This is a genomic window from Brucella ciceri, from assembly GCF_041930145.1.
Lineage (GTDB): Bacteria > Pseudomonadota > Alphaproteobacteria > Rhizobiales > Rhizobiaceae > Brucella > Brucella intermedia.
The window spans coordinates 165,092-177,974 of the sequence record NZ_JBHEEV010000007.1 but is presented as its reverse complement, the minus strand read 5'-3'; the positions used below and the strand labels follow the sequence as shown (position 1 = coordinate 177,974).

Sequence of the window (12,883 nt, the reverse complement as noted above, 5' to 3'; positions counted from 1 at the left end):
ATGATGCGTAAACTGTCGCTGCTGTTCGCCGGGGCCCTTCTGGGGGCGTCAGCCATGGTGATGGTCCAGGGCGCGCCGGCTTCCACTGCTTTTGCGGCAGGGAAAGATAGCGATGTCTACAAGGAACTGGCCCTTTTCGGCGATATTTTCGAGCGTGTGCGCGCACAATATGTGACGCCGCCCGACGACAAGAAGCTGACCGAAAGCGCGATCAACGGCATGTTGACCTCGCTCGATCCCCATTCGTCCTATCTCAACCCGGAAGCCGCGCAGGACATGCGTGCGCAGACCAAGGGTGAGTTCGGCGGTCTCGGCATCGAAGTGACGATGGACAACGATCTCGTCAAGGTCATCGCGCCGATCGACGATACGCCCGCTTCCAAGGCCGGTGTGCTGGCAGGCGATCTCATCACCAAGATCGACGGGCAGGAAGTTCGCGGGCTTTCGCTGAACGACGCCGTGGACAAGATGCGCGGTGAAGTGGGGTCGCAGATCGAACTGACGATCCAGCGCGAAGGCGCCGACAAGCCGATCACGCTGAAGATCGCCCGCGCCGTCATCAAGGTGAAGGCCGTTCGCTATCGCGTCGAGAACGATGTCGGTTATCTGCGCGTCATCTCGTTTACCGAACAGACGTCCGACGACCTGAAAAAGGCGATCAAGGATATTCAGGACAAGATTCCGGGCGACAAGCTCAAGGGCTTCGTGCTGGACCTGCGCCTCAATCCGGGTGGCCTGCTCGACCAGGCGGTCGCTGTCTCCGATGCCTTCCTCGACAAGGGCGAGGTCGTCTCGACCCGTGGCCGCGATCCGCAGGACGTGACCCGTTTCGATGCGCGCAAGGGCGACCTGACCGACGGCAAGCCGGTTATCGTCCTGATCAATGGCGGTTCGGCCAGCGCTTCGGAAATCGTTGCCGGTGCCCTGCAGGATCATCGCCGGGCCACCGTGCTCGGCACGCAGTCCTTCGGCAAGGGTTCGGTGCAGACGATCATCCCGCTGGGTGAAAACGGCTCGCTGCGTCTGACGACGGCGCTTTATTACACGCCGTCGGGCAAGTCGATCCAGGGCAAGGGCATCACGCCTGACATCAAGGTGGACCAGCCTTTGCCGCCGGAACTGAAGGGTGAGGACGTCGTTCGCGGCGAATCCGAACTCAAGGGCCACATCAAGGGCAATGCCGAGGATGATAACGGCTCCGGTTCGTCGGCTTATGTCCCGGCCGATCCGAAAGACGACATCCAGCTCAACGAAGCCATTAAGCTCCTGCGTGGCGAGGTTGCCAATGCCGCCTTCCCGCCGGACCCGAAGAAGGGCGTGTTGAACTGATCGCTCCATGCTGGATCTGAACAGCCCGTTAGGACTGGACAAGAAACCGCAAAAGCGCGGGGGCTTACGCTCCCGCGCTTTTCGTTCTTCCATGAAAGCCTTGGCCTTGGTGGCCGGGCTTTGCCTTGCCGGGGGCGCGGTGTTCGCCATCTGGCAGACCAATCAGGCAGGTTTCCGCAAGACGGAAACCGCCGCCGTGGAACCGGCGCAACCCGAAGCCCCCGTCGTCAAGCCCGTCATGAAACCCGCGACCGGCAACACGCCGCCGCCCGGCAGCGCGCTGCGCGGGGTAGGCGGACAGCCGGGACCGGCCATCATCAAGGTCACGCCGGACATGCCAACCGGCATGCCAAATGTTGCTGCGGGTACGGCGGATGGCAATGTGGTCGTGGTGCAGAACACGCATCAGTCCGGACAGGATCAGCGCGTCGCGCATCTGCCGGAACCGGCGCTGGTCGAGCAGAGCCCGACCGGGCCGCTTCCGGTGCGCAGTGCGGACGGCCTGCGCCCGATGGATGCCTATGCGGTCGGCTGGTCCGGCGCGCGCGGCGCGCGGATTGCGCTTGTGATTGGCGGTCTCGGGCTTTCCCAGACCGGCAGCATGGAAGCAATCGACAAGCTGCCGCAGGAAGTCACGCTCGGTTTTGCGCCGCAGGGCAACAGTTTGCAGCGCTGGATGCAGGCAGCACGGCAAAACGGTCATGAACTTGTGCTGCAATTGCCGATGGAGCCGTTCGATTATCCGCGCGTCAATCCCGGTCGCAATACGCTGACGGTCGGTGACGGGGCGAAGAAGAATGAGGCTTCCTTGCTGTGGGCGCTGTCGCGCATGACCAACTATGCCGGAGTGATGAACTATATGGGCGCGCGTTTCACATCCGAGACGGAAGTTTTCTCGCCGGTGCTGGGCGAGATCGGCAGGCGCGGCCTCTATTATCTGGATGACGGCACCTCGGCGCGCAGCGAGGCCGACCGGATTGCTTCCAGCGATGCCGTGCCTTTCGCGGCGGCGGATGTGCTGATCGATGCGGCGCAGGAGCGCGGCGCGATCCTCGACCGTCTTGATGAGCTGGAACGGATAGCGCGGGCCAATGGCAGCGCCATCGGCACCGGTTCGGCCTTTGCCGTCACCGTCGATGCGGTTGCCGCATGGGCCAATGAGGTCAAGAAGCGCGGCATTGAAATCGTGCCGGTTTCGGCGCTGGTCCGCGATCCCGAACGGCAGTAAAGCACTTTCAGCAAAAGTGCGAAGCGGTCTTGCGTCGGATAATGCGCAAAACAAAAAGATAGAGCATTTCCAATGGTTCAATTTAAGCTGGAAATGCTCTGAGTCTGCATATCATGGAGAATGTCATGTCGAAGCATAAAGCTTCAGCCCGTCATCCGGTCGATCCTGAAAGCCTGCCTTACCGCCCCTGTGTCGGGCTGATGGTGCTGAACAAGTCCGGTCTGGTCTGGGCTGGCCGTCGTATCGTCATTCCGGGCGACGAGATGGATGGCGCGACGCAGCTCTGGCAGATGCCGCAGGGCGGCATCGACAAGGGCGAAGACCCGGTCGAAGCCGCGGTGCGCGAGCTTTATGAGGAAACCGGCATGAAGTCGGTCTCGCTGCTCGATGAAGCTTCGGACTGGATCAATTACGATCTGCCGCCGCATCTGGTCGGCATCGCGCTCAAGGGCAAGTATCGCGGGCAGACGCAGAAGTGGTTTGCCTATCGTTTCGAGGGCGACGAGAGCGAAATCGCCATCAACCCGCCGCCGGGCGGCCATACCGCCGAGTTCGACCGCTGGGAATGGAAGCCGATGGCCGAGTTGCCGGGCCTGATCGTTCCCTTCAAGCGCAAGGTTTACGAGGATGTGGTGGCTGCTTTCCGGCATCTCGTGGACTGATTTAACGGGGGAGGTGTTCGCGCCCCCCTTGTGCCTTCCGCCAACATATAGTCAACTCGCGTCAGGCGCGCCGGACGGCGCGTTCTGAGAGGGAGAAAAACGCATGGATGTTGGAAGTCTTCTCGTATTTCTTTTTGTGGGTCTCATCGCCGGCTGGCTGGCTGGCAAGGTCGTGCAAGGCGGCGGTTTCGGCCTGATCGGCAATATTATCGTCGGCGTGATCGGCGCTTTCTTTGCGGGCTGGTTGCTGCCGCGCCTTGGGTTTTCCATCGGCGGAGGGATCATCGCCGCAATCGTCAATGCCTTTATCGGCGCGGCCATCCTGCTTATCATCCTGCGCATCGTCAAACGCGCCTGATCTGCAAATATTTTTCTGAACAGGCCCGGCTTCCCGCAAGCCGGGTTTCTTCATTGCGAAGTTCTATCAGATGACACCGAATTCCAAACTGTCGCTCGGGCTGGTTCTCACCGCATCGGCTGGTTTCGTCGATGCGATTGCCTTCCTGCAGCTTGGCGGGTTCTTCGCATCCTTCATGAGCGGCAACACGACCCAGCTTGGCGTCGGGCTGGCGGGACAGCCGGGCGTGCAGGGCACCGTGCTGGTCTGGTTTCCGGCCATCCTGATCGTGTTGTTCTTTGCCGGAGCCTTTTTCGGCACGCTGACGGTGCGGGCGTGCGGGCGTCGCGGCAGTCTCTATGTGATGGCAAGCGTGGTGGTTATATTGCTGCTGGTCGGTGTGCTGCGACGCGAGGGCGCGCTGCTTGTCCAGCCGGTGCTGCTGCTTGCCGCAGCCATGGGCGCGCAGAACGCGGCGGTGCAGCCGATTGGTGCCGCACGTCTCGGCGTGACCTATGTGACCGGCACGCTCTTCAACGCTGCCGCAGATCTCGCCTGTTCGCTGCGCGGGGAAACGCCGAAATGGCGCTGGCTCCAGCATGTGGCCGTATGGCTTTCCCTGATGCTGGGCGCTGTCGGCGGCGGGCTTGGACATTATTACATCGGCCTCGACGCCCTGTTCGTTCCGGCTGCGATGATTGTCGGCGTGATGATCGCCTATATGCGGCTCGATTGATTCAGCATGATCTGACCCGAAAGCCGCTTCACGCTTTTCGGGGTCATGCTCAACTGAACAGCGATTTCTCGCTTTCCACCAGTTCGGAAATGAGCGCCGAAACCGCCGTCACGCGCCGCAATGTGCGGGCGGATTCGTGATAGGCGAGCCAGTAGGCGCGGCGGATCACCCGGTCCGGCAGCACGGGCACAAGGTCGGGATCGGCGCGTGCGATGAAGGCGTGAAGAATGCCGATGCCCGCACCGGCCCGCACGGCCTCGACCTGTCCCAGAGCGCTCGACACTTCAAAGGCCGGTTTCCAGTCGCGGCTGATTTCCGGCGCATAGGCGAGCGACGGATTGATGACGAGATCCTCCACATAGCCGATGAGCCGGTGCCGGGCGAGGTCTTCCGGGCTTTCCGGCGTGCCGTTTTCTTCCAGATAGCGGCGATGCGCATAGAGACCCAGCGTATAATCGACGAGCCTGCGGGCAATCAGCCTGCCTTGCTCCGGGCGTTCGACGGTGATGGCGATATCGGCCTCGCGACGCGACAGCGAAAAGGAGCGCGGCACCGGCACAAGCTGGATGGTCAGGTCCGGGTATTTCTGCGTCAGCCGCGCCAGCCGGGGCGCCAGGAAATTGACGCCGAAACCATCCGGCGCGCCGATGCGCACCGTGCCCGACACGGCAATATCGGCATTGCCGACCTGCGAGCGGGCGGCGAGCATTTCGGCTTCCATGCGTTCAGCCGCCAGCAGAAACTCCTCGCCCGCCTGCGTCAGCGTCGAACCGTTGGTGCGGCGCGTCAAAAGCGTGGTGGAAAGCGCTGTTTCAAGCGCGGTGAGCCGCCGCGCGACGGTGGTGTGGTTGAGGCCGAGCCTCCTGGCCGCGCCCAGAATCTGGCCCGAGCGGGCAACGGCGAGAAAAATGCGGATATCGTCCCAGTTCATGATGTTCCCTGCATGAGGATGCGTCTTTGTTACTATAAAATTTGCACAACAGATACGCTTTTCAGCGCCTTGCAATCACGAATTTGCAGAGTCAAGATGAGGGCAACGATGGGGGCGCCTGCGCCCTCCAAAGCGATCATCAGGGAGGTTCTTCGATGCGCAATATCGGACATTTCATCGGCGGCAAGCATGTGGCAGGCAAGAGCGGCCGCACGGCGGACGTCTTCCAGCCGCTCGACGGCTCGGTGCAGGCCAAGGTGGCGCTGGCCACCAAGGACGAAGTGCGCGCCGCTGTCGAAAACGCCAAGGCCGCGCAGCCCGCTTGGGCTGCGACCAACCCGCAGCGCCGGGTCCGCATCCTGCGCAAGTTCATCGAACTGGTCGAAGCCGAATATGACAGCCTTGCCGAACTGCTGGCGCGCGAACACGGCAAGACCGTTGCCGACGCCAAGGGCGATATCCAGCGCGGCCTCGAAGTGGTGGAAGTCTGCCTCGGCGCGGCGCATATGCTGAAAGGCGAGTTCACCGACAATGCCGGTACCGGCATCGACACCTATTCCATGCGCCAGCCGCTCGGCGTCGTTGCAGGCATCACGCCGTTCAACTTCCCGGCCATGATCCCGCTGTGGAAGGCCGGTCCGGCGATTGCCTGCGGCAATGCCTTCGTGCTGAAGCCGTCCGAACGCGATCCGGGCGTGCCGATGCGCCTTGCCGAACTGTTCATGGAAGCCGGTCTTCCGGCAGGCATCTTCAACGTCGTCAACGGCGACAAGGAATCGGTCGATGCGCTGCTCGATGATCCGGATGTGCAGGCCATCGGCTTTGTCGGCTCGACGCCGATCGCGCAATATATCTATGGTCGCGGCTGCTCGAACGGCAAGCGCGTGCAGTGCTTCGGCGGTGCGAAGAACCATCTTCTCATCATGCCGGATGCCGACATGGACCAGACCGTCGATGCGCTGATCGGCGCAGGCTATGGTTCGGCTGGCGAACGCTGCATGGCGATCTCGGTCGCGGTGCCGGTCGGTGAAGACACCGCCAACCGCCTGATGGAAAAGCTCATCCCGCGCGTTGAATCGCTGAAGATCGGCACCTCCACCGACAATTCCGCCGATTACGGCCCGCTGGTCACCAAGGCAGCGCTCGACCGCGTGCGCGGCTATGTCGATCTCGGTGTCGAGGAAGGCGCGAAGCTGGTCGTCGATGGCCGTAACTTCAAGATGCAGGGCTATGAAGATGGCTTCTACATGGGTGGCTGCCTGTTCGATCATGTGACGCCGGACATGCGCATCTACAAGGAAGAAATCTTCGGCCCGGTTCTCTCGGTCGTGCGTGCCAAGAATTACGAGGAAGCGCTGGCCCTGCCGAACGACCATGAATATGGCAACGGCGTTGCGATCTTCACCCGTGATGGTGATGCGGCCCGCGATTTCGCCAGCCGCGTGCAGGTCGGCATGGTCGGCATCAACGTGCCGATCCCGGTTCCGATCGCCTATTACACCTTCGGCGGCTGGAAAGCTTCCGGCTTCGGCGATCTCAACCAGCACGGCCCGGATGCGTTCCGCTTCTACACCAAGACCAAGACTGTCACCTCGCGCTGGCCGTCTGGTGTTAAGGACGGTGCGGAATTCGTCATCCCGACGATGAAGTAACACCAGACGCTTCTTTGCTTGCGCGTCCTCGCCTTGGCTGCGGGCGCGCGGCTAGGCGTGAAGGACGGTGCGGAATTCGTCATCCCGACGATGAAGTAAGCATTGCGCTAAACACCTCGTCCTTCGAGACGGCGCTTTGCGCCTCCTCAGGATGAGGTGGTTGGCAATCTTTACTGCCCCCAAGCGAAACCCCGCCCTTGTGGCGGGGTTTTTGTTTGTATCCGGGCATCAATAAGGGCGCAGAGTTGGTCATCATCGACAACGAAGCAGGCGGCATGGCGTCTGTCACCTCATCCTGAGGAGGCGCAAAGCGCCGTCTCGAAGGACGAGGTGAGGGCCCCCCACCGCCAATGCCCAACGTCATCCTGAGCCTGTCAAGGGTCGGGGGATGACTGTGAGGCTGGCTTTCAGGGATGCAGGGGTGGAAATCCGTGCCGTTCCGTTAGGGCGGCCAATATCTTGTGCGGGTCGGCAATCAGCGAACGTCCTTCATGCACGCCGGTCTCGAATGCGGAGCGGTCGCCATCCTTCACAATCAGCAAAGGCAGGCTCTGGTTGTCCTCGCCAGCCAGCGCGATTACGGCCTTGCGCGGGCGCTGCCATTCCACGCGCTCGATGTCCAGATCGCTTCCCAATGCTGGAAACGAAGCCAGCACGCCCTCGATGAGCGCGCAGTGCCAGCAATAAAATTTCTGGCCGGGATAGGCCGGATCTTCAAAACCCGGTTTCAAGAGAAAAAGCTTGTCCTGATTCATGCTGTCATCCAAGGGTTGCTGCAAAAGGGCGATGCGTGGCGCAAAATCCCAGGCTTCGGAGCGCGCATTCCGTAAACCGCTTCGCACTTTTCGGAATGCGATTTGGAACAGCTTTCCAAGCCAGGCGTTCACAACCGATGTATAGCTTGGTTCGGCTGCGGGCGGTCAGTTTTTTCGATCCCGGCTTAAAACAAATGCTTGGAGCGCCGATCCCTTTCAATAAGATCGGAACGCTCGAAGCCGATCATCAGGAGTTCCGTCCATGAGCCAAAAGATCAATCGCCGTATCGTGCTGGCGTCCCGCCCCGAAGGTCGCCCGACCGCGGAAAATTTCCGGCTGGAGCAGGCGGCGCTCCCCGCTCCCGGTGATGGCGAGGTTCTGCTGCGCCTGCGCTATCTGTCGCTCGATCCCTATATGCGCGGGCGCATGAGCGCGGCGAAATCCTATGCCGCGCCGGTGGCCATCGGCGATGTGATGGAGGGCGGCACGGTCGGCGAAGTCGTTGAAAGCAGGAGCGCGGGCTTTGCACCGGGCGATTTCGTGCTGTCCCATTCGGGCTGGCAGGATTATGCGGTGGCCGATGCTTCCACCCTGCGCAAGCTCGACCCGAAACAGGCACCGGTGACGACGGCGCTCGGCGTTCTCGGCATGCCGGGCTTTACCGCCTATTCCGGCCTTCTGACCATCGGCCAGCCGAAATCCGGCGAAACCGTGGCGGTTGCGGCGGCGACCGGCCCGGTCGGGTCTGCCGTCGGGCAGATTGCCCGGATGAAGGGCGCGCGCGCCGTGGGCATCGCGGGCGGGGCAGACAAGTGCAAGGCGCTGATCGATGAATTCGGCTTCGATGCAGCCATCGACCACCACAGCCAGAATTTCGCGCAGGAACTGGCGCAGGCCTGCCCGAAGGGCATCGACGTCTATTTCGAGAATGTCGGCGGCAAGGTCTTCGATGCGGTGTTTCCGCTGCTGAACCAGTTTGCGCGCGTGCCGGTCTGCGGGTTGATCGCACAGTATAATCAGAGCGGGCCTTTCGACGGGCCGGACCGGCTGCCATTGGTGATGCGGGACATCCTGTCGAAAAGCCTGACCATTCGCGGCTTCATCCAGCGCGATTTCGCCGATCAGCGGCCAGCCTTCTATCACGACATGGTGAAGTGGATTGCCGACGGCCAGCTGCGCTACCGCGAAGACATTGTCAAAGGTCTGGAGAACGCGCCGAAAGCCTTCATTTCCCTGCTCGAAGGCGGCAATTTCGGAAAGCTTATCATAAAGCTCTCTTGAGCTCGCAATATTCTGCTTGCAGAACGGCCTTTTGAGCGTGATGCTGTGCCCGTCAATTCAAACTGAAGCGCGTTTCGATCTCCTGAATCGGATCGGCGCTCCGGTCATTTGTTTTAACGCGCATCTGTTCTGAAAGCCGTTTCACACGTTTCAGGATGCGCTCCAAGGGCAGGCAGAGCATGGGCGAGCGCCAGCAGGCGGGCATAGGGGAAGGCGGCGGGCCGGGACGTGAGCGCCAGGAAGAGGCCCGGCGCATTCTCGACCGGCTTGAGCGCGAGCAGACCGGCGCAGAAGGCATCGTGCGGCGTGGATTTACCCGCACGGCACAGCATCTTTCAGCCGCCGACGCTCCTGAAAACGACGCTGTCGAACTGTGGGCCACACGTGTCGGACGCGGGCTCGGCTTCCTCATCACGCTGGCCATCATCGTCTGGCTCATTTTCTATCTCATGCAAAGCTAGGTACCCAATGACGCTTTCTGCGCCTTCGGATGCGACAACCGTTATTGTCATCTCAAGCCATGTCGTGCGCGGTTCGGTCGGCAATCGGGCCGCCGTTTTCGCATTGGAAACACTGGGCTTTCCCGTCTGGGCCGTGCCGACCGTGGTGCTGCCATGGCATCCGGGACACGGGGTTCCAGGCGCTCCGGCGGGCCGCATCGTGCCGCCGGCGGAAGAGTTTTCGCGCCTGATGCAGGATCTTCAGCGCGCGCCGTGGCTTGGCGAAGTGGGCGCCATCCTGACCGGCTATCTCGGCCATCCCGAACAGGCGGCAGCCGTCGCCGAACTGGTGAAGACCGTGAAGGCGAAAAACCCCGACGCGGTCTATCTGTGCGACCCGGTCATCGGCGACGAGAAGGGGCTTTACGTGCCCGAGGCGACGGCGACCGGCATTCGCGACAAGCTCCTGCCGCTCGCCGATATCGCAACGCCCAACCGATTCGAGCTTTCCTGGCTGACCGGCGTGCCGCTCGAAGACAATACAGCCCTGATGGAAGCCGCGCTGGAGGCTGGTCCGGCAACCATGCTGGTCACATCGGCCTTTCCGCTGATGAGCGGCAGCATCGGCAATATTCTGCTGACGCCGACCATGGCGCTGATGGCCGAACATCGCCGCGTGGAAGGCCCGACCAACGGGCTTGGCGATCTGACCTCCGCCGTGTTTCTGGCGCGGCGTCTTTCCGGCATGACAGAGGAGAAAATGCTGCAAAGCACCACGGCGGCGGTGTTCGAGATCATGGCGCGCTCGGCAAAGCGCGGGGCGGACGAACTGATGCTGGAGGCCGATGCGTCGAGCCTCGCCACGCCGATGGCCATGGTGCAGACGCGGCGGCTGATGCATCCGACCAAGGGGTTCCGCGCTTGACGCAAGCCGTGCTTGCCGGTGTCGACGGTTGCCCCGGCGGCTGGATCGCGGTGGCCGGTGAGGGCGGGAGTTTGCGGGCCGAAGTGTTCGGCAGTTTTGCCGCCTTGACGGCTTCGCTTCCCGGCGAGGCGATCATTGCCGTGGACATGCCGATCGGCCTGCCGGAAAGGGGTGTGCGTTCGGCGGAACGGGCAGCGCGCGCCCATCTTGGCGAAAGGCAGTCGAGCCTTTTCTCCATTCCGCCGCGCGCCGCCGTCTATGCCGGGGATTACCGCGAAAGCTGTTCCCTGTCGCTCGAACGGACCGATCCGCCGCGCAAGGTTTCAAGGCAGGCATTCGGGCTTTTCCCTAAGATCTGCGAGCTGGACACTCTGTTGCGAAGCGATGCCGCATTGGCGGCGCGCATCATTGAATCGCATCCGGAACTGGCTTTTGCCGCGCTGAACGGCATGAATTCCATGTCCCTGCCGAAGAAGATCAAGGGGCGCGTAAACCCGGAAGGGCTGGCGGAGCGCCGGGCCTTGTTGCAGCGCTGCGGACTGCCGGAGGATTTTTTAAAAAGTCCCGTTCCGCGCGGCGCGAAGGAGGATGACTTTCTCGATGCCTGCGCCATGTATCTCGTGGCCCGTCGCCATGCACGTGGCGAGGCGCGTCCGTATCCTGATCATGTGGAACGCGACGATTTCGGTCTCCGCATGGCGATTTGGGCTTGAGAAACATGCGTGAATGCGAACGGAAACATGCGTCCAATTCGACGCAGCCCGTTCAATGCATTTCGATTGATCTCGGTTTTCGATAGGGATATTGGAAAAATATGGTTGATCTTCCAGACACACTTCTCGCCGGTTATCGAACCTTCATGCGCGAGCATTTTGCCCACGAAACTGCACGATATCGCCATCTGGCCGACAAGGGACAATCACCGGAAACGCTGGTTATCGCTTGTTGTGATTCCCGTGCGGCCCCCGAAACCATCTTCAACGCGGCACCCGGCGAAATCTTCGTCCTGCGCAATGTTGCCAATCTCATCCCGCCCTACGAACCCGATGGCGAATATCATGCGGCTTCCGCAGCGCTGGAATTTGCGGTGCAGAGCCTCAAGGTGAAGAACATTGTCGTCATGGGCCATGGCCGCTGCGGCGGCATCAAGGCGGCGCTCGACACCGAAAGCGCACCGCTTTCGCCGGGTGACTTCATCGGCAAGTGGATGAGCCTGATCGCCCCCGCCGCCGAAGCCGTCAGCGGCAACCAGCTCATGACGCAGAGCGAACGCCAGACAGCGCTGGAACGGATATCGATCCGCTACTCCATCAACAATCTGCGCACATTCCCCTGCGTCGATATTCTGGAGAAGAAGGGTAAGCTCACCCTGCATGGCGCATGGTTCGATATTTCGACCGGCGAGCTGTGGGTGATGGATCATCAGACGGGCGATTTCAAACGTCCTGACCCTGCCTGATCCGGCTCCCCGAAAATGCCTTCCGAAACGGTTCCTCTCTGATCGAGAGGGGCCGTTTTGTTTTTTCTGAAATACCGAAAATCGGTGTTTTTCGTTGCCAAAACGCGAAAAACCGCACCAGAACATGCAAAAATAGCCCCAAATCTTGGGGCTATTTTGTGTCGCGTGTGGCTTTTCTGTGGCAATTTCAAAGCGAAATTGCGGATTTGGGCTTCAGAGCGGGGTGTTTGTAAACTGAGCCCTCGTCCCGCTCCGAATTTTGTAGAGCATAATTTATCCGAAAACCGGGTTCCGACTTTTCGGAATCATGCTCTAGTTGCCGTCGATGGCCTTGCCCATGACGGCGATGGCGCGCTGGTAGACCTGTGCGGCATTCCAGCCCTGGATCGCGCCATAGTTCGGTTCGCCCGGCTGATAGCCTGCGCCGCGCTGCCAGCCGTGGCCGACGAGGAAGTTCGCGGTCGAATGGAGCGCGTCCGCCTTGTTGCGCAGGTCGAAATGGGAGCCGCCCGAGCCGCTGACGCCGTATTTCAGGACGTTTGCGGGCATGAACTGGGTCTGGCCGACTTCGCCATGCATCGCGCCAACGGCCTGCGGGCTGAGGTCGCCCTGATCGATGAGCTTGAGAGCGGCATAGAGCTGGCCGGTGAAGTAATCGGAACGGCGGCAGTCATAGGCCAGCGTTGCGACGGCCGACAGGGTGTGCTGCTTGCCGAGATAGGAACCGAAGCCGGTTTCCATGCCCCAGATCGCGATCAGCGGGCCGGCCGGAACGCCATAGCGCTTCTCGATTGCGGCGAAGAGAGCGGCGTTCTGCTGCTTCTGCGCGCGGCCGCGCTTGATGATGGTGTCGGCGCCGCGCTTCTTCATGAAGTCTTCAAAGGAGAGCTTGAAGCTCTTCTGATTGCGGTCGGCATTGATGGTGGCCTGCGCATATTTGGTGCCGGCCAGCGCATTGAGGCCCGCCTTGCCAACGCCGCGCGACGGCGCTTCCTTCAGGGTCTGCTGGAGCCAGGCATTATAGCCTGCGGCGTTGTTGCCGCACTGGGCCGCCTCGGCAATGCCTGTTCCCGTCATCATGCCCATTGCAAGAACTGCTGCTGCCGTCCAAGTCCGGCCCTTGGCAACCAACGCCATTCGTTTCTCC

General features: G+C 61.5%; 14 protein-coding genes. 11 read left to right on the top strand and 3 right to left on the bottom strand.

Features of this window, described 5'->3' with window-relative positions:
* From JNC63_RS15865 to JNC63_RS15845, 5 genes are all read left to right on the top strand, one after another.
* Positions 1–1,329, top strand: coding sequence for a S41 family peptidase (locus tag JNC63_RS15865; protein ID WP_031347304.1), 1,329 nt, complete (start codon positions 1–3; stop codon positions 1,327–1,329).
* 7 nt (positions 1,330–1,336) lie between these two features.
* Positions 1,337–2,557, top strand: coding sequence for a divergent polysaccharide deacetylase family protein (locus tag JNC63_RS15860; protein WP_063882987.1), 1,221 nt, complete (start codon positions 1,337–1,339; stop codon positions 2,555–2,557).
* 125 nt (positions 2,558–2,682) lie between these two features.
* A complete protein-coding gene (locus JNC63_RS15855; protein ID WP_063620203.1) occupies positions 2,683–3,219 on the top strand; it encodes an RNA pyrophosphohydrolase in 537 nt (178 codons plus the stop codon).
* Positions 3,220–3,322: 103 nt separating this feature from the next.
* Positions 3,323–3,577, top strand: a complete 255-nt coding sequence (locus JNC63_RS15850; RefSeq protein ID WP_006467855.1) for a GlsB/YeaQ/YmgE family stress response membrane protein — start codon at positions 3,323–3,325, stop codon at positions 3,575–3,577.
* Positions 3,578–3,647: 70 nt separating this feature from the next.
* Positions 3,648–4,292, top strand: coding sequence for a YoaK family protein (locus JNC63_RS15845; RefSeq protein ID WP_063620187.1), 645 nt, complete (start codon positions 3,648–3,650; stop codon positions 4,290–4,292).
* A gap of 49 nt (positions 4,293–4,341) precedes the next feature.
* On the opposite strand, the gene JNC63_RS15840 is transcribed toward JNC63_RS15845, so the two are convergent.
* Entirely contained in the window at positions 4,342–5,223 is an 882-nt protein-coding gene (locus JNC63_RS15840; protein ID WP_036593175.1) for a LysR family transcriptional regulator, read from the bottom strand.
* Between the two features lie 155 nt (positions 5,224–5,378).
* Between JNC63_RS15840 and JNC63_RS15835 the strand changes: the two genes are divergently transcribed.
* A complete protein-coding gene (locus JNC63_RS15835) occupies positions 5,379–6,875 on the top strand; it encodes a CoA-acylating methylmalonate-semialdehyde dehydrogenase (RefSeq protein WP_063620186.1) in 1,497 nt (498 codons plus the stop codon).
* Positions 6,876–7,282: 407 nt separating this feature from the next.
* On the opposite strand, the gene JNC63_RS15830 is transcribed toward JNC63_RS15835, so the two are convergent.
* On the bottom strand, positions 7,283–7,630 hold the full coding sequence (locus tag JNC63_RS15830; RefSeq protein WP_063620202.1) for a DUF3088 domain-containing protein: 348 nt from the start codon (positions 7,628–7,630) through the stop codon (positions 7,283–7,285).
* 262 nt (positions 7,631–7,892) lie between these two features.
* Between JNC63_RS15830 and curA the strand changes: the two genes are divergently transcribed.
* From curA to JNC63_RS15805, 5 genes are all read left to right on the top strand, one after another.
* Positions 7,893–8,912: an NADPH-dependent curcumin/dihydrocurcumin reductase gene (gene curA / locus JNC63_RS15825; RefSeq protein ID WP_063620185.1), complete on the top strand. Its 1,020-nt coding sequence runs from the start codon at positions 7,893–7,895 to the stop codon at positions 8,910–8,912.
* Positions 8,913–9,091: 179 nt separating this feature from the next.
* Positions 9,092–9,373: a hypothetical protein gene (locus JNC63_RS15820; protein ID WP_025090911.1), complete on the top strand. Its 282-nt coding sequence runs from the start codon at positions 9,092–9,094 to the stop codon at positions 9,371–9,373.
* Positions 9,374–9,380: 7 nt separating this feature from the next.
* Positions 9,381–10,277, top strand: a complete 897-nt coding sequence (gene pdxY / locus JNC63_RS15815) for a pyridoxal kinase PdxY (protein WP_006467846.1) — start codon at positions 9,381–9,383, stop codon at positions 10,275–10,277.
* Positions 10,274–10,990 (top strand): DUF429 domain-containing protein, encoded by a 717-nt coding sequence (locus JNC63_RS15810; protein ID WP_063620184.1) that lies wholly within the window; start codon positions 10,274–10,276, stop codon positions 10,988–10,990. The genes pdxY and JNC63_RS15810 overlap by 4 nt, the downstream gene beginning before the upstream one ends.
* Positions 10,991–11,091: 101 nt before the next feature.
* Complete coding sequence (locus tag JNC63_RS15805) at positions 11,092–11,736, top strand: carbonic anhydrase (protein WP_025090908.1); 645 nt, start codon at positions 11,092–11,094, stop codon at positions 11,734–11,736.
* Positions 11,737–12,048: 312 nt separating this feature from the next.
* Here JNC63_RS15805 and JNC63_RS15800 read toward each other — a convergent pair whose 3' ends face one another.
* Entirely contained in the window at positions 12,049–12,873 is an 825-nt protein-coding gene (locus JNC63_RS15800) for a lytic murein transglycosylase (RefSeq protein ID WP_006467843.1), read from the bottom strand.
* Positions 12,874–12,883 lie beyond the last annotated feature (10 nt).